At 54.4% G+C, this 22,579-nt stretch carries 18 protein-coding genes and 1 tRNA gene; 7 read left to right on the top strand and 12 right to left on the bottom strand.

Going from position 1 to position 22,579, the window contains the following annotated elements; all coding sequences use genetic code 11:
* Positions 1–31: 31 nt before the first annotated feature.
* Positions 32–2,713: a cation-translocating P-type ATPase gene (locus tag ACR0C3_RS10870; RefSeq protein WP_480758444.1), complete on the bottom strand. Its 2,682-nt coding sequence runs from the start codon at positions 2,711–2,713 to the stop codon at positions 32–34.
* A gap of 560 nt (positions 2,714–3,273) precedes the next feature.
* Here ACR0C3_RS10870 and ACR0C3_RS10865 point away from each other — a divergent pair.
* From ACR0C3_RS10865 to ACR0C3_RS10855, 3 genes are all read left to right on the top strand, one after another.
* A complete protein-coding gene (locus ACR0C3_RS10865; RefSeq protein WP_170558232.1) occupies positions 3,274–3,663 on the top strand; it encodes a hypothetical protein in 390 nt (129 codons plus the stop codon).
* A gap of 230 nt (positions 3,664–3,893) precedes the next feature.
* The gene (locus tag ACR0C3_RS10860; RefSeq protein WP_480431037.1) at positions 3,894–5,300 is read left to right on the top strand and encodes an AAA family ATPase; all 1,407 of its coding nucleotides are present in this window, start codon (positions 3,894–3,896) and stop codon (positions 5,298–5,300) included.
* A gap of 325 nt (positions 5,301–5,625) precedes the next feature.
* Positions 5,626–5,715, top strand: a tRNA-Ser gene (locus tag ACR0C3_RS10855).
* A gap of 267 nt (positions 5,716–5,982) precedes the next feature.
* Here ACR0C3_RS10855 and ACR0C3_RS10850 read toward each other — a convergent pair.
* From ACR0C3_RS10850 to ACR0C3_RS10835, 4 genes are all read right to left on the bottom strand, one after another.
* Positions 5,983–7,092, bottom strand: a complete 1,110-nt coding sequence (locus ACR0C3_RS10850; protein ID WP_480758443.1) for an HlyD family secretion protein — start codon at positions 7,090–7,092, stop codon at positions 5,983–5,985.
* A 90-nt stretch (positions 7,093–7,182) separates the two neighbouring features.
* Complete coding sequence (locus tag ACR0C3_RS10845) at positions 7,183–8,163, bottom strand: CobW family GTP-binding protein (RefSeq protein WP_480758442.1); 981 nt, start codon at positions 8,161–8,163, stop codon at positions 7,183–7,185.
* 4 nt (positions 8,164–8,167) lie between these two features.
* Positions 8,168–9,640: a guanitoxin biosynthesis MBL fold metallo-hydrolase GntH gene (gene gntH, locus ACR0C3_RS10840; RefSeq protein WP_480758440.1), complete on the bottom strand. Its 1,473-nt coding sequence runs from the start codon at positions 9,638–9,640 to the stop codon at positions 8,168–8,170.
* 10 nt (positions 9,641–9,650) lie between these two features.
* A complete protein-coding gene (locus ACR0C3_RS10835) occupies positions 9,651–9,884 on the bottom strand; it encodes a hypothetical protein (RefSeq protein ID WP_480758438.1) in 234 nt (77 codons plus the stop codon).
* A 99-nt stretch (positions 9,885–9,983) separates the two neighbouring features.
* Between ACR0C3_RS10835 and ACR0C3_RS10830 the strand changes: the two genes are divergently transcribed.
* On the top strand, positions 9,984–11,318 hold the full coding sequence (locus tag ACR0C3_RS10830) for a hypothetical protein (RefSeq protein WP_480758437.1): 1,335 nt from the start codon (positions 9,984–9,986) through the stop codon (positions 11,316–11,318).
* 528 nt (positions 11,319–11,846) lie between these two features.
* Here the strand turns inward: ACR0C3_RS10830 and ACR0C3_RS10825 are convergent.
* From ACR0C3_RS10825 to ACR0C3_RS10810, 4 genes are all read right to left on the bottom strand, one after another.
* Positions 11,847–12,056 carry a hypothetical protein gene (locus ACR0C3_RS10825; protein ID WP_480758436.1) on the bottom strand — a complete coding sequence of 70 codons (210 nt, stop codon included), beginning with the start codon at positions 12,054–12,056 and terminating at the stop codon, positions 11,847–11,849.
* A gap of 78 nt (positions 12,057–12,134) precedes the next feature.
* Positions 12,135–13,406 carry a sensor histidine kinase gene (locus ACR0C3_RS10820; protein WP_480758434.1) on the bottom strand — a complete coding sequence of 424 codons (1,272 nt, stop codon included), beginning with the start codon at positions 13,404–13,406 and terminating at the stop codon, positions 12,135–12,137.
* Positions 13,390–14,073 (bottom strand): winged helix-turn-helix domain-containing protein, encoded by a 684-nt coding sequence (locus tag ACR0C3_RS10815; RefSeq protein ID WP_480758433.1) that lies wholly within the window; start codon positions 14,071–14,073, stop codon positions 13,390–13,392. Before ACR0C3_RS10815 ends, ACR0C3_RS10820 begins: the two co-directional genes overlap by 17 nt.
* An 83-nt stretch (positions 14,074–14,156) precedes the next feature.
* Entirely contained in the window at positions 14,157–14,483 is a 327-nt protein-coding gene (locus ACR0C3_RS10810; RefSeq protein ID WP_480758431.1) for a PepSY domain-containing protein, read from the bottom strand.
* A gap of 553 nt (positions 14,484–15,036) precedes the next feature.
* Between ACR0C3_RS10810 and ACR0C3_RS10805 the strand changes: the two genes are divergently transcribed.
* From ACR0C3_RS10805 to ACR0C3_RS10795, 3 genes are all read left to right on the top strand, one after another.
* On the top strand, positions 15,037–15,981 hold the full coding sequence (locus ACR0C3_RS10805; protein WP_480758430.1) for an aldo/keto reductase: 945 nt from the start codon (positions 15,037–15,039) through the stop codon (positions 15,979–15,981).
* A gap of 145 nt (positions 15,982–16,126) precedes the next feature.
* Positions 16,127–16,282, top strand: coding sequence for a DUF5993 family protein (locus ACR0C3_RS10800; protein ID WP_425084400.1), 156 nt, complete (start codon positions 16,127–16,129; stop codon positions 16,280–16,282).
* Positions 16,283–16,291: 9 nt separating this feature from the next.
* On the top strand, positions 16,292–16,858 hold the full coding sequence (locus tag ACR0C3_RS10795) for a disulfide bond formation protein B (RefSeq protein WP_480566102.1): 567 nt from the start codon (positions 16,292–16,294) through the stop codon (positions 16,856–16,858).
* A 795-nt stretch (positions 16,859–17,653) separates the two neighbouring features.
* On the opposite strand, the gene ACR0C3_RS10790 is transcribed toward ACR0C3_RS10795, so the two are convergent.
* From ACR0C3_RS10790 to ACR0C3_RS10780, 3 genes are all read right to left on the bottom strand, one after another.
* On the bottom strand, positions 17,654–18,295 hold the full coding sequence (locus ACR0C3_RS10790; RefSeq protein WP_480758429.1) for a hypothetical protein: 642 nt from the start codon (positions 18,293–18,295) through the stop codon (positions 17,654–17,656).
* A gap of 82 nt (positions 18,296–18,377) precedes the next feature.
* Positions 18,378–21,563 carry an ATP-binding protein gene (locus tag ACR0C3_RS10785; RefSeq protein WP_480758427.1) on the bottom strand — a complete coding sequence of 1,062 codons (3,186 nt, stop codon included), beginning with the start codon at positions 21,561–21,563 and terminating at the stop codon, positions 18,378–18,380.
* 146 nt (positions 21,564–21,709) lie between these two features.
* A complete protein-coding gene (locus ACR0C3_RS10780) occupies positions 21,710–22,513 on the bottom strand; it encodes a hypothetical protein (protein WP_480758426.1) in 804 nt (267 codons plus the stop codon).
* Between the last annotated feature and the right edge of the window lie 66 nt (positions 22,514–22,579).

The following is a 22,579-nucleotide window of genomic DNA, read 5'->3' as shown; positions in this document are numbered from 1 at the left end:
ACCTTCAGTGCCGTTCTAAGCAAAGGTAGCGTCAGAGCCATTTCAGTCCGAACATTTCCTTCAGTGCAGACAACAGAAGCGTGGGCAGTGCGGCGATGAAGAACACTCCGAGCAAATGCGACAGAGGCAGGGAAACTGTTCCAAGCACGAAATGTCCAGCGCCGGTATAAATGGCGAGAAGAGACAGCAATATGGAAATGCTCACCGCTCCAAGCAAGGTGCGGTTGCCGAGCGGCGACTTGCGGTAGAGCGTGGAGGTCGTTCGGGCGTCGAAAATATGCCAGATCTGGGCAAAGATCAGTGTCATGAACGCTGCTGTCTGGGCGTGTTCCAAGGAGGCGCCTCGTTCGAGAAACTCCTGGAAGACATAAAAGGTCAGCAGGCCGAGCAGCGTTCCCCGGATCAGGATCCGCTCCTTCATTCCGCCGCCGAACAGATTATCGTCGCGCGGGCGCGGTGGGCGCTGCATCAGGTCGGGTTCCGCTTTCTCGAAGCCGAGTGTCAGAGCCGGTAGCCCATCCGATACAAGATTCACCCAGAGGATCATCAGCGGTGTGATCGGCAGGAGCGGGTCTGCCCCCATCAGTAGGAAGGCGAACAGGATCGTTGAGACCTCGGCCACGTTGGCGGTGAGCGCCTGCCGAATGAATTTCAAAAGATTGTCGAAGATGCGCCGGCCTTCGCGGACTGCCGTCACGATGGTGGAGAAATTGTCATCGAGCAGCACGAGGGCAGCGCTGTCCTTGGCGACCTGCGTGCCGGTGATGCCCATGGCGACACCAATATCCGCCGCTCGCAGAGCGGGCGCGTCGTTGACGCCATCCCCGGTCATTGCCGCCACCTCGCCATTCTCCTGCATGGCATTGACGATGCGCAGCTTGTGCTCCGGGGTCACCCGGGCAAAGACGGCCGCGTGCTGCACCATCTCTTTCAAATCCTGATCGCTCATCTGGTCGAGCTCGACCCCGGTATGAACCGTCTGCGCGTCGCTGGTGCGAATGCCGATCTGTTCCGCAATCGCTTGGGCGGTCACGGCGTGGTCGCCGGTGATCATCACCGTTCGGATGCCGGCCCCGGTTGCCTCCGAAACGGCGATGGGTACTTCGCTGCGCGGCGGGTCCATGATGCCGTGAATGCCAAGCAGTACGATCCGCTGCTCGGGATCGGCATGGTCCAGATCCTCTTCTGCCACCTCCCGATAAGCCACGGCGAGGGTCCGGAGCGCCTTCTCGCCGAAACTGTCGATCACCGCCTCGATCTCTTCCCGCAAAGCCGGGGAGATCTCAAGCGTTTCCCCGGCCATGCGGACATGGCTCGCCCTTGACAGGATCACATCAGGCGCCCCCTTGGCGCCGAGTACAGTGCGCCCATCCGGCAATCGAGCGAAGACAGACATCATCTTGCGCGTTGAATCGAAGGGGAATTGCCGAAGCGCCTCGACCCGCGCTTCTGTCAACTTCTCGCGGGAAATCCCGACCTTGGCCGCGGCCACGACCAGAGCGCCCTCAGTCGGGTTGCCCTGGATCGCCGGGCGCCCGTCAGCCTCGACCATACGCGCATCGTTGCAATAGGCGGAGACGGCCAGCATCTGCCGAAGATCCGTTTCGGCCTCGATCTCGGCCACGCTGCCGTCTTCGGAACGGAACTCGCCATGCGGATCGAACCCCTCGCCGGTCACTTCCCAGTCCTTGCCACCGGCCCAGCATTGCATCACCTGCATTTGGTTCTGCGTGAGCGTGCCGGTCTTGTCTGAACAGATCACCGAGGTCGCGCCGAGCGTTTCTACAGAGGAAAGCCGTCGCGCCAAGGCGTTGCTGGCAATCATGTTTTGTGATCCCAGCGTCAGAACGATGGTGACTACTGTCGGCAGGCCCTCCGGGATCGCCGCGACCGACAGCGAGATTGCCGTGTTCAGCATCTCAGCCGCATCCATTCCATTGACCACGCCAATGCCGATCACGATGGCGACCACGATCAGGGCCGCCATGATCAGCACCTTGGAAAGGCCCTCGATCTTGAGTTGCAGCGGGGTTTTTGGCTCTTTCGCAGAGGACATGAGGGCAGCGATGTGACCGACCTCGGTCTCCATTCCGGTGCCCACGACAATGCCTTCACCAGCGCCGCCAGTGACCTGCGTGCTCATGAAGCCCATATTCAGACGATCGGCCAAAACGACGTCTTCGTCCTCGATCGGATCGGCATGTTTGTCGACCGGTTCGGATTCTCCCGTCAACGCGGCTTCGTCGACCTGCATCCGGCTGGCGGTGACAAAGCGAATGTCGGCGGCCAGAATGTCACCGGCTTTTACTCGCAGAATATCGCCCGGCACGAGATCCGCCGCCGGTACCTCGACGATCTCGCCGCCGCGGCGCACGAAGGCCTGCGGTGCAGACATCTCCCGCAGGGCTGCCAAGGACTGCTCGGCCTTATATTCCTGCCAGAAGGAGATGAAGGCGTTAAAGACGGCGATCGCGAATATCGCAATCGCATCAACCCAATGCCCCGTATAGGCCGAGACAAGAGCACCTGCTATCAGGATGATCAGCAGCGGGCTTGCGAATTGCCGCAGGAGCATCTTCCATGGCGGAACTGTTGCAGTCTCTTCCAAGCGGTTTGTACCGTGTGTTGAAAGCCGCTTGGCCACCTCGTCCGGATTCAATCCCGTCTCAGGGTTCACGCCGAGGTTTTCGGCGACCGCTCTACCGTCCAACACCCAAGGTGCGTTCGCGTTTCCAAGAACCGATGGGGTTGTCTGTGCGAAACCTGACATTCTCAACTCCGAATGAGCAATTGCGTGACCGGATAAGTCTTGGGGTGCCAGTGCCCATTCTCAGCCAATGAGCCAACCTGCGCAGTTCATTGACGGTTCTCCAATTTGTGATGCGCACGCCTTTATCCAGATACCAGCAGCGACGGAGCTTTGTCATCTGCAAAATCGAGAAAGGTAAGAAAAGCAGATGTTCGCCATTGAATGGAATACGCCCAGCCTAGAGAGACCGCGGTTAGCCGACATTTAGGCTCTTCCTGTCAAGGGCAGCAATGTCCGCAGACTGTGAGTTCAGCCGTCGCTAGATTCTGCACTCGCAGCGAACGGCCGGTTCAGTGAAGCTGCACTGCGGCGTCGAGGATTGCGACGAATGTCTCTTATGGGCCGTCAGTTCTTGCAACTTCGTCGCCGGAAACTAACACGTTTGGCCCATCGACCCTATTGCTCTATGCGTTCTCCCGCTCATTTTCCTGATTATTTCCAAGGACAATTAAAAGGAGAAGCAGATGACCTACCTGACGATGACAGAAGCCAAGCTAGAAAGTGGAACAACCAAGAACCCGATATTGAAGGCGATCAAGAGGGGTTCCGTTCGCGCCTACAAAAATGACCTGGGACACTGGCAAATTGATCCGAGAACGTTTGCCGACTGGCTGGCATTCAGGGCACAGCCCTTTGAGTGTCACTCATCACCAAACGCCCATCATGTGGGATGCTGTCACGAAAGTTCGGTGAGATCCAGGATGAAGGCAAAAGTGGACCATTTATCCGCTATAGAGTGCAAAAACTGGGCTTACTTCCACTCGGCGCCATGTGATGCCCGGCAGGATGTCCTGAACGTAATCTTCGGGATACGGCAGCAAAGAGATCTACTGTCAGAGCTCCTAAATACATGAATGTTACGTATTTCTTCCAGGCTGTATTGAGAATGCCGGCAAGGAAGATTAGATTTAATCTATGAACAGCATTCTTGGCCCCTCCTCCAGCGTTATACGGGCTCTCTCACATCTGCCCTCTTGAGAGAAGCTGTTGAATGCTTGGCGACTGTTCCACATTCCGACAAGTCATATACCGCTGAATTTAGCCGCTCTCTCAAGCCAATAAACTTTGCCTTGACGAGATTAGAATGCGATTTACCGACAAAAAGCCACCCGCCAAACCCTCATCCAACGACACGCAAGCAAACGAAATCTGTCCGGTCGTGAGCGAGACCCTAGACGAATGGGCAAATGCTGGAAACCTTGCAAAGAGCCAACTTTTGAATTGGCTTTCAGCCCTAGAATTCAATGATCTTGCAGAGTTAAAGAGCGCCATTCTGGCTAGTTCCGAGCTTTGGGAACTGCAAGCGGCTTGCCTCAAGTCCGCTCGCAAAGAAGCACCCTGGGCTTTCGAGGAATCCGCCAAGTATCACGACGAATGGGCAAGTTTTCGGAGCGAGCCTGGTTCGAAGTACATGGCAAACTGGATTGCAGCATTCAATGATGTCGAAGCTTTCCGGAATGCGGGGAAGGCTTGCTTGAAATTTCTCCCGATTTCGGTGCTTCAATCGGCCATCACAGACCGCTCGCCAAAGAATGACGAAGAGGCCCTCATGATCGCAGCGGAGAAACTGCATCTGAGAGGTCTTGAGAGGGCTGCAAAGAAACGGAGGAAACAGGAAGCTAGGTATGCGCTGCAACCCCTCTCAGAACTGCCCAAAACCATCGAGAGAGCAGCTAAAGAAGGTGGAGTGCTGGATGCCTTTCGTCCCAAACATTTCTACATCCTGACCAGGCAAAACTTGGAAAACCTCACAAGCTTGAAGACTCGGTTTCCCAACGCCGAAGCAGCAATTGGCTTGGTGTATGATCAGCTCTATCGGCACTGGCAGTTTGGAAATGATCGGTTGCAAATGCGGCCTATCATCCTCGCCGGCGAACCCGGCGTTGGAAAAACCAGATTGTGCCGTGAGATCGCAGAGGCCTTGAATATTGACGTGACTATCAGAAGCGTTGCGGGTCATGCTGACGCAAACATTTTTGGTGTAAGCGCCGGCTGGTCAACTGCAATGCCCAGTGTCATTACAAAGGCGGTTTGCAGTGCAGGAGCGCTCAACCCGCTCATCATGATCGACGAGTTGGACAAAGCGTTGCCAAGCCACAATGGAAGTGTTTGGGCAGAACTTCTCGGGCTCCTCGAAAATACAGAAGCTCAGACGTTCTACGAACGCTTTCTGGCCACAAACGTGAATGCGTCCCACATCTGTTGGCTGTTCACAGCAAACGACTTGAGCAAGCTTCCTCGACCATTGGTGAGCCGTTGTCTGGTCGTTCGTGTCGACGGTCCCAGCATTGAACAGGTTCCTAGTATCATTCAAAGCCTGAAAGCTGACTATGCGCAGGAACTGGGGATTGACGCGCGCATGTTTGGGATGACTCTGGATGACCATGACTGGTTGTTGAACACATGGCCCGAACATCAATCTATCCGCGTTCTTTCAGAACTTTTGAGAAATTTGATTGACAGATCTCAGACTCTAATTGCCTCGGTCTAAAAGGCAGAAAGTGTGTCGACACACATCCGTCGCAGATGGGGTAAATAAGGAACAGTCTGAGATATCCTGTGCGGGTCATCTACGAACAACCAACAGAGAAGGAGACCTGATTGACCGCTGGACATGCTGGTCAGTGGAATATGGCTGCGTAGACAGAAGCGAAGAACAAAACTTGAATATTTGTTGCCAAAATCTTGCCTCTTACGTGCGCGCAATCACGCTTTGTTCTGCTTGGTTTGCACTTTCTGCGGCATTCCCACAAAATTCAATCTCCCATCGTTTTTAGCCTTGTGGGCATGGTGAATAGGGTTGTATACGCGTCGACGGAGACGTGGCCGAGTGGTCGAAGGCGCTCCCCTGCTAAGGGAGTAGGCGGGAAACCGTCTCGAGGGTTCGAATCCCTTCGTCTCCGCCACTACATTTAATTTATTGATGACGCGGAGATTTGATCGCGATGTCCAAAGAGCTGTTGTCCAAATTGGACCACAAGAAGGACGCGAGCGAAGACATGCGCTACCACAAGCAGCCACGCGGCCCCGGCAAGAGATGGGTGCTCAGGATCATGACCCCACCTGATTTGATAGGTGTCGCGAGGTGCGAACGGCTCAGTTAGTGAAGCTCAAAGCAAAAGTATGATTTTGCAGGTAGCGACATAGGTCGTTCCTTGCGCAATTCAGTTAAATCAAAGGTAATTCAGTTTCTTGGTGACCCAGAATAAAATTTCTGCCAACACCGAAATTGCGCCCGCTTCCTCGGTGATAACCAAGCCCGTACCTGATGCACCCAATTTGGTCACCTTTGCACTCAGATCACCCGGGATTTCTGCAACAACAATGAAGTCCGCCGCGCCAATCAACTCACGCAGTGAAGGAAGCCCACTTCTGGCATCCAACGCCCCTTCGCTGGTAGCGGGTGGTATGTCCGAAATCGTGGTATCAAACTCCGCTCCAGGCATACTACGCAGTGCAACTCGAATAGTGTCGCCAACGGATATGTTTTGCAGGCTACTCAAAGGAAGTGTCGCAACCAGAACCCTGTCGCCCGGTACAACAAAATTGATTGCCCCTTGCAGAGTCGAAACCCGGTTCCCCGGGCGCAGGGTCAGGCCTGTAACCATGCCATCTGCAGGTGCTCGTACAACTGTTTGCTCCAACGCCCAACGCGCTTGGATCAGCAAATTCTCTACCTCGGCAACGCCAACATCGACCCCATCCACTTGGGCGGCAATACGCCTTTCAAGACCCGCCTTCCGCGCGTTTGCGGCGCGCAAGCCCGCCTCAAGTTGCTCTATCGTTGAAACGGCTTCCTGAAGCTGGAACTCAGTGGACGCTCCCCGTTCGGTGAGACGGATAATGTCATCGCGACGCGCCACGCCAAAATCCAGTTGCGCGGACAGTGAGGCAATGTCAGCCTCAGCCGCCTCAAGGTCGTGACCCAGTTGATCCGCCTCAGATTGCGCTGAGGCCAGCGACGCTTCAAGTCGAGCGACCTCGGCTGCGAATTCCGTATCATCTATCCGGAAAAGAACATCCCCCTTTGATACCAGCTCATTGGGCTCTGCCGCGACTTCTGTCACTGGTCCTGCAACATTTGGGGCAATGCTGATCACCGCGCCTTGGACCGAAACCGTACCGCTTGGTGTCGTATGGTTCAGCGCGCCGATAACCACTAATGCAATCACGACACCACCGCCATAGATGAAGGTCTTTGAAACCGCGTTCCAAGGCAGCAGGCGGAGTTTTGAAAACACCAACCATGCCAGGCCAAAATACAGCGCCAGAACGATTAGCATATCAGATACTCCACTGAATTCATTGGGTCAGGAACCGAAGCATCTGAGCTTACTAAAGACGCACAAGACCAGGTTCGGCCGATTGGGCCACTATACAGACACAAGTAGCGTATCTGAAAGAGTGTGCTCTGAAAGGGCTCCTGGTGCACCAATTGCAACAAGCCTGGTTTCGGGTTTGCGCTCACCCCACACTTCATCCCGCGCGATGTCCATGCGTTTACCGACGACCTGGACAAGAATACGATGATCCGGATCTTCCTCACTGAAGACAAAACCCTTGAGACGATAGACATCACCGGGAAGCGTCCGAATAGCGCTGCGGAGAGAGGACAGGCTTATCGGGCGTTCCGCTTTCATCATGGTTGTCGAAAAGCTGTCTGAATGATTAGCGTGGTGACAGCCGCAGCCGGGGCCATGTTCATGATGGTCAGGTACTTCTGTTTCTAGTTGTTCTGAGGCAAAGCGGCCGACTGAAAGAAGTATGTCCAGAGGGACGTTTGCATTGACAGCTTCGACCAAACGATAACGACGAAAGCGAGACCCGAGCCAATCGTGCACCTTCTGAACAGTGGCCCTATCGACAAGATCAACCTTGTTCAAAATAACCATATCCGAGAACGCGATTTGACGGAGCTTCAGTTCCATTTGTTCCGGCGCAGAAAATAGCTGTTCCGCGTCGACAAGACACATAAGACTGTCCAAGCGGATCATGTCCCGAAACTTCTGATCTGTGAATGTCATCGCAATTGATGACGGGTCCGACACTCCACTTGCTTCAAGGACGATGTATTCCGGTTTCTCAGGCCGGGCGAGAACGGTCTCTACCGTTTCGATCAGGTCGTCTCGGATCGAGCAGCACACGCAGCCATTCGCTAGACTCATCACATCATCTTCGAGGCCGACCACCAAGTCGGCATCGACGTTGATGGATCCAAAGTCATTCACCAGGACTGCCACTCGCAATCCGTGATTGCCGGTGAGGATGCGGTTCAGAAGCGTTGTCTTACCGGCTCCTAGAAAGCCGGTAAGGATCGTTACGGGGATTGCGGATGACGACCCAAATTCGATCATGTCGTTACTCCGCTTTCTTTTTTCGGTTCGGGATGACGTCATCAACTTTGATGACGAAATCGCTGGGCCATTCTGGATCAGGAGCCCGGAATACATCAGCTGGGTAGTATTCTTTGGGATCGATCTCCATGTCTCGGTACTTCTGATCTTGCTGTTCGGCACGTGATGATCGAGGCGCTGGCGGCTTGATTTCGTCCGGCAACGTGATTTTGCCTTCTGCTTCCATCTTGCCCAATTCGCGGAAGGGGGCGACAGATCCAGACTTTCCGGGAAGAGTCGCCTTCCGATACCAGATTGCATCCTTTGTGACGTTGACGACGGCGACATCCAAACCCCAGGCGAACAACCCATCATAGTGCGCTCGGATTCCCGCCAACATCTCAGCATCGATATCCTCGTCTTGCGTATAGTGGGTTACCATTGCAAGCCTTGGGCGCGCCTCAGCCATCATCTTACCGACCGCATAGTGCGAAGTATGGTGCGTATCGATCGTGTAGTTGAACAGCTCTTGCGGCAAACCGTATTTGTAGGTCATCAACTGACCGATATCCTGTCCGGACATTTCGGTCACAAACACATCGACGCCTTTTCCGTATTCAAGGCTCAGTTCATCAGGGCGGCCATCGCCGGTCCAAACAAAGCTCAGGCCATTCCAATCCAGCCGATACCCCACAGCTCCGTCCTTGGCGTGGCTACGAGGCCAGGACCGAACAGTCACGCCATCTTCGTCATAAACGATGCCACCTTCCTGGCGGAAATCGAATTCGTTGACTTCAATCTCATAGCCGTCCCCAATCGGGAATACATCAAAGGCCTCCAGATGCCATTTGAGCATTTGCTGCATGCCTTTAACCATTCCGGCCGTGCCAAGCTCGGGTGTCCGACCTGATGGACCGTGAATGCGAAGCGGTGTGTATCCACCAGACCAAGCCCGGAACGGGTAGATGTAAGGGATGTCGGCATAATGATCGACATGCAGGTGCGTTATGAAGATGTCGTTGATCAACTGACCCGGAACCTGCATCCCGATAATGTTGCGGACACAACCGGATCCGAAGTCGAAGAAGAACCTCTTTCCGTTACCCAACTCGACCATAATACAGGTGCCAGCCTGATCTTCTCTCGGAGGAAATGGGGTGGAACCGCAGAATGAAATCCGCATTTCGTCGGGGCCGAGCTCTTCGGACAGCGGGAAGTAGTTCGCGTTCGAACCAGTCATGTATTTTGTGGGGCGGAAATACTCCGGCAGCGTGATACCGCCCGCAGGTCTGCCGCCGTAAGGGTTCTTTAGGCTTTCGCCTAGTGGTCCATCTCCGGGGTGCGCCTGAGCAGCTCCAGTACCGTAGCTAACGACACCGGTTGCGACCGCACCTGCTGCCAGCCCCTGCATAACGTGTCGCCGGGAAGGGTTTTCGATGTCGTCAGATTGCTGGTTCGGTTCGTTTTTCAGATCTTTGCCGTTGTCTTCTTTTGTCATGGCCATGCCCTCAATTGGAAATGTTGCGAGGATCGCGCTTCACCATCCGGCGAAGTTCGTTCACGAGTTCAGATTGTATGTGGGCCCATTCCGCGCGCTCTGAGGCTGTGATCGATACATCATCCATCAGCTCGGAAGCTTTCTTCAGGTCTTCGACGACCTCTTTGAGCAACGCATCCGTTTCGATACGCCCTGACAGCGCATCGAACAGCTCTGGAATCTCTTCTGTCAGGTCCACAGCCACTGGATAATTCCCGGCTCCCACTATCTATTCTCACATCGAGATGAGTGTGGTTGACCGAGCAGGCCAAGTGAGTCACCGTGAGTTGGGGGTGAGTTTGCCTTGAACAAAGCCAATGAATTGCCGATAGATCAACATGTTGAGCAGCCATCGCCGGATCTTGTCCGGGAGGCGCTTGAGCGCGTTGTATCGAGCGACGAGCTTCAAGCTTCACCCCGTCTCCAACAATTTCTTACATACGTAGTCGAGGAAGCTATCGCGGGTCGTGGTCCCCAGATCCGAGGCAAAGCCATTGCCGTAGAGGTCTATGGGCGGCGCATTGATGGCAGTGGCGGCCAAAACCTCGTTCGCGTCGAAGCAAGGCGGCTGCGTCGGCTATTGCGCGAATTTTACGAAGATCAATGGGACGGCGAAGGGGTTCGCATTTTTGTTGATCCCGGCGGATACAAGCCGCGGTTTTCATACGAGCCTACAATTGAAGACGGCGTGTCAAATGCAAGGAACGGCGATGAGCCGGGCGGGCGTCGGCGTTCGCTGCGGCTGCTGCCAGTTGGATTGGGGGTCCTCGCAGTAGTCGCTATGCTTGGCATCTGGACGAGCCAAAAAAACACAGAAGTACCACCAACGGCTCAATCCATTGAACAAGCTGAACGTGCAGCACTTGGTGAGCAATCTTTGACAAGACTTCAGGCGGCGAACCTTGCGGATCAAGCCCGGGGTATGTTTTTTCCCGTTTTTGACGTCAAACGCCAGCAAATAGCGCTGGGAATGTTCCAGCATGCAGCCGAGCTCGACCCCGCACTCTCCGATGGCTATGCGGGATCGGCACAGGTTTTGGCGACCCTGGCCATGCTGTCCCCGGATGAAGCGCAAAGAGACGATCTCTTAGGCCAAGCTTCGGAATTATCTGAAAAGGCCCTTGAATTGTCTCCTGCTGATGCGTGGGCAAATGGCGCAAATGGTTGGGTGTCGGCTGTCAATAGCCAGCCAAACGAGGCTTTAAAATACGCCAGAATGTCCGTCGAACTGGGGCCGGAGGATGGCCATATTCTCGATCTTGTTGGTATCACTGCCATAGTTGCCAATGCCCCGGAACTTGCTGCCGAAGTCAGCAACCCGGAGAGACCCAGATCAGGATCCGGTAGGTTTGGTGCGAGAAATATCTGGGGCGTGTCGCAACTCATGCTTAGGAATTACGAGAGTGTTGTCGAAGCCTTTCAGGGGGCGCCAGCTGCCGGAGCACCGGTTAGTGCTCCTTCGCTCTTATTCCAAGCCGTTGCGCAAGATCAGTTGGGAAACACGGAAGAAGCACAACGACTCATTGCTGAAATGCGCAAAACGTGGCCCGATTTTCCGTCTGAATTTCTCGCTGACAGGATATTCAACAACGACAACGCTACACGGAATTTGATACTGGAAACACTTAGCAAGTTTTGACAAACGGCCGATTAAAACGACAATGATGTGCGTCTAAACCGGACGATTGCTCAAGTTGTTCGCCGCAATCCATACCCGAACGTTTCCAATCCAAAGTGTCCATTTGCCGTCAGCGTATCGAAATCCTCGCGTGAAGGCCTTTGTAGAATTTATGAGGGACGAAATCACAGCGTGGGTTCGTCAATGATTGCGTTCAGAATTGTCGCAAGAACACCTGCATTCGATAGGCGCATAAAGTGATGCTACAAAAACTTGGACGTGCGGTTAAAGGGCGCTTTTGGATGTAGCTACAAGAAGGCGCTTGATAACCTCGCATCAATGCTTGCTTAGAAAGTTGAAAATTTGGGCGGCGATGCGGCTGTTTCGTGCCGCTTACGACGTCGGACAACGATGCTCGAAGTTGCTGTTTCCTTCATCTTTCATCGGTGACGGGTGGCAGCCCGAAGCGGGCATGCCCAACCTGAAAGCCCCAATGAACAGCACGCGGCACTATGTGCCCCCAATCAGGCGCATCCGCAGGCAGTCGGTTTACTTGGCAACCGCCTCGACTTCCTTGCGCTCTGAGAATTGAAGCAACGCCAAAAGCGGAGTAGCCAAGACTCCTAGGCCGACAATGGCCAGTGCAAACATCGCCAAGATGACCATAAAGGACAGGCCAAGGCTCGCTACGACACAGGCCACAAGAAAGAGGCCGACACCAGCAGCAGCAGAGGTCACCTTGTTCAGATACGTTTTCATGTCCTAATCTCCAGTTTCATTTGTTGTGTTGATGAAACTGATATGTGGTTCGGGCTTTACGTGCGCTTGGGTCAAAACTTACAAATTTGCAAACTTCAGCGTCACCGTCAGCCCGTGAGGATCGGTTTGCGACAAGATAAGTTCTGCACCATGGCGATCTGCAACCGCACGGACGAGGGCGAGGCCTAAACCCGTACCCTCGCTCTGCCGTGTTGCGTCAAGACGGACCATGGGCTTGATGATCTCGGCGTATTTCTCTAGCGCCACACCGGGACCGTTGTCGGCGACACTGATGGTGCGACCACGTGCTGCCAGATTGATCTTATCCCCGCCATAGCGCATCGCGTTCTGTATCAGGTTTGCAACTGCCTGAACAAGCATCTGACGATCAGCGAAAACAGTTTCAGCGTCACTCGCATCACATTGCAGCACTTTGCCTGCGTCCTCAACCACTGGGCCAAAGGTCACCGATAGATCGGTCATCAAGTCCGCCAAATCAACCGTTTCGAAACCATCTGTGCCTTGGGCGGCCTCAATCCGAGCGACCCGCATGATCGTATCGAAAATGCCGGACAAACGCTCTGCTTCTTCCAGGGCTGCACCGCGTTCCTCTCCTTCAGGCAAGCTTTCAAGTCGAGACCGCAGGCGGGCTAAGGGGGTGCGCAGATCATGCGCCAAATTCGCGCTGAGATGGCGGGTCTGGGCGACCAGCCGCTCCAACTCTACCGCAGTCAAATCCACCTGACGTGCCATGTCGTCGAGGTCATCCTTGTTCCGCGTGATCTCCGTGCGCGCGCTGAGGTCGCCAGAGGCCAACGCCGAAAGCGTGCTGTTGATCCGCTTGAGACGTCGCTGGGCGACGATACCGGTGACAAACCCTACCACCAATGTCAGAACAATTATTGTCAACATCGTGGTCCACAGAACACCGCCTAAGAGTTCAAACGCATCCTCCGCGTCATCAAGCGGAACAGCCGCCATGACCGGCGCGCCTTGACTGTCAGTATCTACAAGAACGCGCCAAGCTTCGGATTCCCGAAAATCATCGGACAGCTCCACCGTCCCCCCGCCGCGCGCAACCACACGCTGAAAAGCAATTGGCAGGTCTTCGAGATCATCTGGGTGACGTAAGATGACGCCAAACCGGTCGCCGCGCGCACCCTCAAGGGCCGAGGCCTTTGCCAGCGCATCCAGCGTGGTATCGATACGACGTTCAAACACATCTGAGCCTACCGTAATCGTGATGTAGGCAGCGGTAGCCATGCAAAGCGCGAAGATGGCTGACAATATCAGCGCCAACCGCAAGGTCGAGGAGCGGCGAAGCCAGGTCAGATTACCGGCCAAAGACATAGCCTTCCCCACGCCGGGTTCGGATCAGCGGTGTATCAAACGGCTTGTCGATTTTGGTGCGCAAACGGCTGATATGGGTCTCTACGACACTTGTGGTCGGGTCAAAACTCATATCCCAGACCTGTTCCAGCAGCATCGTGCGTGTCACCAATCGTCCCGGTCTTCGCATCAAGTATTCCAGAAGTTTGAACTCCTTGGCCAATAGCTCAATCTGTTGATCCTGTCGTTTGCAGGTTCGCGCCAGAAGATCGAGGCTTAAATCCCCATGGCGCAAGACTGTGGCTTCTGCCTGCCTCGTCTCCACGCCTTCACGTCGGCGACCCAAAGCGCCCACACGGGCAGAGAGTTCGGCAAAGGCGAAAGGTTTCGTCAGATAGTCGTCACCGCCAGCATCAAAGCCTTCGACTCGGGCGTCGACCTCACCCAAAGCCGTTAGAAAAAGAGCGGGGGTGCTATTCTTCGACGCACGCAAGGATTTCAGAACCGCCAACCCATCGAGACCCGGGACCATGCGGTCCAGAATTAGAAGATCGTACTCCTGAGTCATAGCCGCCATCAAAGCGTCTTTGCCATCCGCGAAATGGTCGATGACATGACCTTCCTCGCGCAGGCCGTTGGTGACCCAAGACCCAAGTTGGCTGTCATCTTCCAGAAACAAAATTCGCATGTGAACCCTTACCGTCACGCATTCGGAGGCCACTCTAGTGAGCGGCCTCCGAATTGGCCAATCATTCGCAGCTTGGCCGCGACCTATGCCTCATCGTCATCGTTGTCGTCATCATCGTCTTCATCTTCAGCCTCAACCTCAATTACTGCACCGGTGTCGGCGGCAATCTCGACTTCGAACTCTTGACCATCAGCATCCAGGATTTCGACCTCATAGATTTTCTTCCCGTCTTCGTTTTCGAGTTCCGCTTCCTGGACCTCACCGGACACTTCCTGAAGCGCGATTTCAATGGCCTGCTGCATAGTGAGCCCCGTCGCCTCTGCGGTGCTTTGTGCCGATACCGAACCGACGACAGCTCCTGTAAGAACCAGGCCTGCCAGTGCGCCGAGCGCTGCGTTTTTCTTGTCCATGTTTTCTCTCCATCGTTTGTTGCTTGAAGGCTTTATTGCCTCCCGATGAGAACAACATGGGAGCCGCGCTTTGCTGGAAGATGCGGCGAAGTTTACAAATTTGTAAGCTGAGGATCTTGCGCAATCCAATCCAACTTTAGGTCGATATCTATCTGGCGAGCCACGTATTCGTTTTCCTTTCCTGTGTGTATAGGCGAATTTTTCGGGTTGCAGCGAACGTCTTGGAAACACGCTGCGACCCCAGGTATGGGCCCAGGCGCTTCAGGTCGGTTCTGGGCCGCCCGCTAATAATTGAAAAGTCAGCTTTCAGCGCATCGCTGCAATTGTGGCATCGCGCAGCATCGGTCAGAGTGGGCTCGGAGCGGTCATTCAGTGAAATCTGCTCAACGTCTACTTTGAGGACATTTCTGCCATTCACGAAAAAGCACCGCGGATTTGAGGCTTGGACGACTACGTTTAGGCCAGTGAGTAACTTCGCCGACACGTCTGACTTGTTTTCAACAAACTACTCGCGCAACATCTATGAACGTCCGGAACCAATTGGGAGGTTGGCATGACGGAGCTACGCGAAATTGGTAAGACAGGGATACGGGTTCCTCGCGTCGGGTTTGGATCGACAGGGTTGGGAAGTATTCCGGAAATCTATGGGTATGAAGTTGAGGAAGACCGCGCGATTGATACAATTCGGGCAATTCTTTCGCAGCCAAATGCGTTCTTGGACACATCCCGTTGCTATGCCATGGGGCGAAGTGAAGAGCGCATAGGAAAAGTCATTCGTGAGCTTGGCGGTTGGCCGGAAGGGCTGGTGCTTTCCACCAAAGTCGACCGGGATATGGAAACCGGTGCCTTTGATGCATCTCAGGCACGTAGGTCATTCGAGGAAAGTCTTTCGGCCCTAAGCGTCGACAGCGTCGATATACTCCACGTCCATGATGTCGAATATGCAAATGACCTATCTGAGGTCAAAGGACTAGGTGGCGCGATTGAAGAGTTGTTTCGTATCAAGGAGGAAGGTCTAGCAAAGGCGGTCGGAATCGCAGCGGGACGTATCGACTTGATGATGCCAATTTTGGAGGGTTGGGATTTTGACGTGGTCCTGACACACAATCGGCATACGCTGGTAAACGACAACGCGGCACCTCTGATAGAACTTGCGAAATCACGAGGCGTTTCGATATTGAACGCAGCTCCTTATTCCGGAGGTGCACTTGCCCGAGGCAGCGCGATCCATCGATTTTATGTCTATCGACCTGCAGATGATGATGTACTTGCGCCAATACGTGCTGTTGAAGAGGTATGCGGTCACTACGATGTCCCAGTCGGGGCGGTCGCGTTGCAACACTCTTTGAAAAATGACGACATCACTTCGACGATTTGCGGAGTGACATGGCCTCAGCATGTTCAACAGGCGATGGAATGGGCAGAGTGGTCCATCCCTGATGGTGTTTGGGAAGAACTAGCCCAGCTCGGGATATCTTCGGAGGATCCAGAGGCTTAGAGTCAAATCCCGGAGGGCGAAGTATCGCAAACAAGATGGAAGACCATTTGAGACTTGATAAGGTGCTTAGACCGATTTTCGAAAAGGAAACGGTGTCCTCAGTACCTGCTAGTCTCGGCAAGGCTAAAAAGTCAAAGGGATCAATATGATTGCATTACTATTTGCGTTGTTCACATGCGCTTTGGGACTCGCTTACTATAAACTCGTCCGACTTTCATACGCCCTCTTCGTAGTTACGCTTTTGGCGAGCGTTTATTGGCTTAAATTTCATGCAACAACGCCGCTTTCAATCCAACTGTGAGATCGTTCCATGTCACCTGAATTTGCCCGAAATATGAACGCGCTTGGTGCCCTGGCTGTCTGCCTCGTGTTGGTTCTTGCATTCTATTTTCAACTAGTTCTCTACGAATTACCCTGTCCGCTATGTCTATTGCAGCGTGTCGGTTTCGTGGCCGTGGGGTTTGGGCTAGGGCTAAATCTGTTATGGGGCACGCGTGCAAGAAACTACGGAATCGTCCTTGTGGCAGCAATATTCGGTATCAGCGTTTCGATCCGCCAAATCCTACTGCACATAGTGCCTGGCACCGGGCACTATGGGTCTCCGGTTCTTGGTCTGCATTTTTACACTTGGGCCGGCATAGCCTTCGGATTGATAATACTCGGGACCGCGGTGATGCTTGTCTTTGAAAAGCAATATGATCTAGCCGCGGACGTTAGGGCATCGGAACGGTTCGGTGGAAGCAAGTTGGCCAAAACCGCGTTCATGTTGATCTTAGCTTTGGGAGCCGCCAACGCAGGCTCAGCTCTATTGGAGTGCGGGCCAGGTATTTGCGACGATCCGCCAACAGACTACAAATTTTTGGATAAGCTTGAGTAAGCAAGGGAAACTTAGGTCGAGGTGCGAGCTTGTGCGTAGTTTTTCTGGTATTTCGCCGCCCAAAATCAAAGAAGAAATTCAGAGGCGATCTCTCGCTTTATTTTGATCGCAAGCAGTTACCAACAAGGAAATTTACGACTACCAACCAACTAAAGGGTCACTGTTTTGTCAGGTGACTGCATTGGGATCTAAGTAGTCGTTTGCTGCAATCCACGTGCGTGTCTGCCATAGTGTTTAACCAACGTACTGTAACATGACACCTTATGCTATGCCTTGCTCGATATTGAGCTTTGTGTGGGATGAATAGTGCCCCCTTTTCTCTATAACTAAATTTATTTTATTCTTAACAGGAGTTTGCGGGTATAGTTGTACTGACTTCGCGTCCGCCACCACGCGTAAGAAAAACAAACGCAATACATTGAAAAATATGTGATTTTCCGCAAGCTCATTGAGGCCGTTAGCTCCTGGATTGTTTGCGGCACTCTATAGCTTCTCTAAAGCGCAGTGCGGGGTTGAACTAGTGTAGCTTGCAGGAGAAACCTCTGCCGATTTGCCGAAATCGAATTTGCCAACTGTATATGTTGGCCCAAACAACCGACTCAATACCTATGGAAGAGCAGAAGACCGTGGTATTCTGGAAGCAACTCTTGGATACCATGGAACGCAAGGTGAATGGCCAACGCAAGTCGACGGAACATGGAGGTGCAAGTAATATCGAAGTAAATACACTGTCTAAGTTCATGATCGATGGGTTTTGCCAGAATCAGCGACAGCGTTCCACGGGAGGTCTTTCGTCTAAATCACCACGACCTTTTTGTAGGTTACGCCAGTCAGAGAATTCGGGCCGTTTGCTTTCAAGTGTTTGCGCGCGGCAGTCAAAAGAGCCGCCGTTGAAAAATGCTCTCGGAGCGCCTCTAAGTCCAAAGTGGTCGGGTCAACTTTGTCGATTTCCCATTTTAAATCAATCTCTTCGAGATAATATGAGTCATGTTGAGAGGCCGGACTGGCGCTTCCAAGTATCTCGCCTGTGTTGGAGTCGATGAGAAACGACTTCGTTTGCCGCTCTTGAGTTTGTGCAGGCTTTTCCGATTGCCCAAAATTGTGGGCAGCTTCACCGAGTGCTTTGCTGACCGACTGTTGCGTCGAGTTTGCGTCGGTCTCCATATCCTTGAAGAAACTTTCAACCAGTTTCAGAAGATCTCTCAATGGCTTCGTATCGCTTAGGCGCGTTGATCGGCATTGAGCCGCGTGGCTTTTCAGATGTTCAGCAAATCGTTTGGCCTTTTGAAAATCATATTTTGACGAAAGGTTTTCAGGCATCCGATCTTTGGCTTCAATCAACGCTTTATGCCTGTCAATTAAATCACCATTGGACTCCTTTACCGCTGAAAGGACTGCATCAAAATCAATCGCGAAAATGTTGTTTCCTGGCGCCATCTGGCATGTCTCCTTGTTCTTTTCCGATTGGCAGACTCCATCTCCACCATTGTCTCAAGTTTTTAGATTTAGAAATAGACGGTTAGGCCAGTTCGGCCAGTGCCGTGTCGATCCGGGACAGCATCGGGGATTGGCCCGCGGTTTCAACGATGACGCGGGCTTTGCTCAAGTGTTGTACGGCCAGTTGCTTCTTCTTGCGGGCTTTGTAGAGCAACCCAAGGATCATGTCACAGCGGGCGATATAGTGTCCTTTGTCGTCGAATTGAGGGTTGCTGCGGACCTCGTCCAGCATCGCAACCAGTTTCTTTTCGCCAAAGAACAGCACCCAAAGGATTGAGCGGAAGTTCCGAAGAAAGACGCCAGCTGACGCACCACCCTCACCGGTCAGGATGGCAAGATACATTTCGCATAGGAACAGACGCGCCCAATCGGCCGACACTTTAGTGCCTTCGTCCGTGCGTTTTTGAACGGCACGCTCGATCTGCCGTAGCCCGTCAGCGATGCGTCCCTTCAGAGCGTAGGCTACCCCGAGCATCGTTGCCGGGCCCATGGTGAACAGGGTCCAGCCGTGTTCATTGCAATTGGCAATATGGGCCTCAATGATTTCGATCGCGCCGGGTGTTTCCGTAGGCACCATGGCGGATACGCGGGCGGCCTCGGCGATGGCGCGTTCGAACTCGACTTTTGAAGCCTTGTGCGCCTCTTCCGCGATGGCCAGCGCCTTTTCGTGGTCATCGGCGACCATGGCGATCAGGGCTTTCATCGCTGTGCCATAGCCCAAAGCCCTTGGGTCGTTGGTCTTTTTGCCCAGCGCAATCATCTTGTCTGCAGTGGCGTGCGCGCGGGCGACCCGTCCGCGGGTCAGTTCGTTCCAACCTATGGTGGCGAGGTAGAAGTTCTGGATATAGGCGTCGTCGATCTTTTCCAGCTCGGCCTCGATCACGCGCGCTTTGGCTTCGAATTCGGCGTTTGAAATCGGGGAGAAATAGATCGACACCGAAAGCTCATTCACCATGGCATAGGCCCGTGAGGCCGGATCGCCCAGACGTTCGGCCATGGCGGTAAGATCCTGTTGCACCCAGTGGGCCTCGCGGTATTTGCCATTACAGACAAGACAGGACACGTAGTGGTGCAGGAACAGCGCGTGATGAGAGCTGTCGCCCACCTGCTCAAGGATGGGGCGTACGGACCCGGCAAGGTCAATGATCGTTTTGACCCTGAGCGAGATGTTCGAACACAGCGCAAAGCTGGCCAGAAACGCGGCGAATTCGGGCTTTGAGGCGCAGTCCGGGTCGCTTTCATAGAGGGCGTAGGCTGCCGTGTAGTAATTGTTGGCCTCATCCAGCGAATAGACGCCCAGAGACTTGTCCCCGGCCATCGCCGTATATCGAAACGCTTTGTCGGTCTGGTCCGTCTGGCCGTAGTGGTAGGCCAACATTTCGGCCACTTCCTGCAGGCGGTTTGCGTTGCGCAGGACCAGACACTCAGCCACTTCCAGATGCAGGCCCGCGCGGCGGGTGGCGACAAGGCTCTGATAAACGGCATCGCGCAGCAGAACATGCTTGAACACGTAGTCCGAGGAGTTTTCGTCGCGATACAACACGTCCTGAGCCTGAAGTCGCTGCAGGGCGTCACCGGTTTCAGCAGGGTCTTTGGCCAGTTGTGAGAGCAGACCCGGATCAAACCGTCGCCCAATTACGGCGGCGGCTTGCAGCAGGTCCCGATCCTCGGTCGACAGGCGGTCAACGCGGGCGGTCAGCAGGTTCAGCATGCTGGCCGGCAGGTCGGCTTGCGCCATGTCGATATCCAGATGCGCCTCGGCCGCGTCGACCCGAAGGCTGCCTTGCTCCAACATGTAGGTCAGGATTTCTTCGCCAAACAGAGGGTTACCACCGGCACGTTCGGCCAGTTGCTTGTCCAGCCCCGCAGGCAGAGTGGTTACGCCCAGTCGGTTGCGCGCCAGGTTGGCGAAATCTTCGGTCACCAGCGGTTTCAGTGCGATGGTCCGAACCTTGTCGTCGTCGCGCCACGCAGGTGTGTATTCCGGGCGGTGCGTCTGGATCAGCAGCAGGTTGGTCAGGTCCGACCGGTTGACGATGCCCTGCAGCAACTCCTCCGAGGCGCTATCGATCCAGTGGCTGTCTTCGATGAACAGGATCACGGGCTGCTTGGCGCATCGCGCCTTAAGCAGTTCAGGCAGTAATTCACGGGTGCGAAGGCCAATGAGAACGCCGTCAAGCCCGTCCAATGCGTCCGGAGGGGGCGTCAGGCCAAGCAGGTTCATCAGCAGGCCTAGGTTCTGTTGAGAAAAGCACTCCCAAGCCTTCAGGCCGGTTTCGATCTTGTAGGCGATGCGGGTTGGGTTGTCCTGATCCTTGATGCGGAAACCGGTTCGGACAATCTCGATGATTGGTAGGAAGGGAACCTGCTGCCGATCCGCAAAACAATAGCCAGTCAGGACGTCAATCTGACCGCGGGGCAGGCGGTTTAGGAATTCGAACACAAGCCGGGTTTTGCCCAAGCCTGGTTCCGCCACCAGATCCACCACCGAAACGCCGTTGCGCGCCTGAGCCAGCGCATCGGCCAATTGAGTCAGTTCGCTGTCGCGCCCCACATAGGTACTGAGACCACGCGCGACTGAGGCATCAAATCGCGAGGCATCGGCCCGTACGGATTGTAGTTGCCACAGTTTCTGAGGGGCAGCGAGACCTTTGAGCTGATGTTCCCCATCAAAGCGCAGCTCAGTCACCCATTCGACAAGGCTGCGGGTCTTGTCGCAGATCAGCGTACCACCCGAGGGTGCCAGGTTTTCGATGCGCGAGGCCATGTTGACCGTGCTTCCCACCGCTGTTGCAGGCCCGTCCGCGCCCTGTACGGCGGCCATCAGAACCGTGCCGGAACTGATGCCGACTCGCATCTGAGGGCGCACACCAAAGCGGGCCTCGATCTTTTGGGCGGATGCGCGGAAAGCGTGATGAATGGCGTCGGCGGCGCGGCAGGCCCGTTCGGCCGGGTCCTCTAGCGCGTCAGGGATGCCGAACAGCGCCATGATGCTGTCCCCGGCAAAATCGCGGACCGTGCCGCCATGCTGTGATACCGCACCCGAGAGGGTGTCGTAGACCAGACGCACAAACTCCAACGCTTGTTCTTCGTCCAGTTTCGAGACGATCGACGTATAGCCAACCATATCCGCAAACAGGACCGAGACCTGGCGCCGCTGCCCCAGATCGCCCTGTTGTTGTGAAGATATGACCCCGCCGTCCTGCATTACCACCGGAGTGATACAGCAGCAAAGCACGCGCCGCCAGCCGTTGCGGACATGTTGGTGTGATTGGCCTGTGAAATGTACGCGAAAATGTCACGCAGAGACGCGCGGATGCCCGCAGCCCTGTGACCAGACTGCGGGGCGTGGACTTACTTGAACACGTCCACCAGATCCGAGACGCTGACGCCTTCCTTGATCTCTTTTAGGCGGGCAAAGATCAGAGCGATGGTGATGCTGAGCCAACCATAGGCAATCGCGTTGAGTGCGGCCTCGAAGAAGGCCCATGGACCCAAAGATGCTGTTGGATCAGCAATTCCGGAGAACCCGAACGCAGCTGCGAAAACAAATGTTACTACCATGACGACCAGCACAATACATAGACCCATCAGGATCAGCGCGCCGATGATGGGCCAACGGTAGTTCTTGGTCAGAGTCGCGCTGCGTCCCATCGCGCCGAACCCGGCCCTGTCGATCACAATGGCCGGTACGATGACGGAGAATACGGCGTAGATCCAGATACCCGGCACGACCAGAAAAACAAGTCCGATAAAATACAAGATCGTGGTTACGATCGACAGAACTGCAATGGCAGGCAGGTTGACGACAGCCGCCGAGAAATAACTGCCAATACGCGCCGCGCGCCCCAATTTTGCGTCATAGGCGAACTGTATTATCACGGCCGTGGTGACGGCATATGCGAGCAATGTGATCAGAGCCGACACGATCACACCAGAATAGAAGGCGGTATTGTCGAAACCGGCGGTGCCAATGTCATCGAGAGACTGCCCCACCGCATAGTTGTTCACTATGACTTCGATCAGCGCCGGAATGAATCCCAGCAGAAGCACAAGGTGGATCTTTTTGAAAAAGATCGAAAACGTCTCGCCGACAATGGCGCCGACGCCAAGAGGCATGTGAGCCTCGGGGTATTCGGAGTTGGCTGTATCTGTCATTTTTTGTTCCAAACTACTTTTGTGTTCTGTCTCTGATAGAGCCTTTAGAACGGGTTCATCCTCAAG

Source organism: Ruegeria sp. CK3 (genome assembly GCF_056536565.1).
This window is presented reverse-complemented; position numbering and strand designations above follow the sequence as displayed.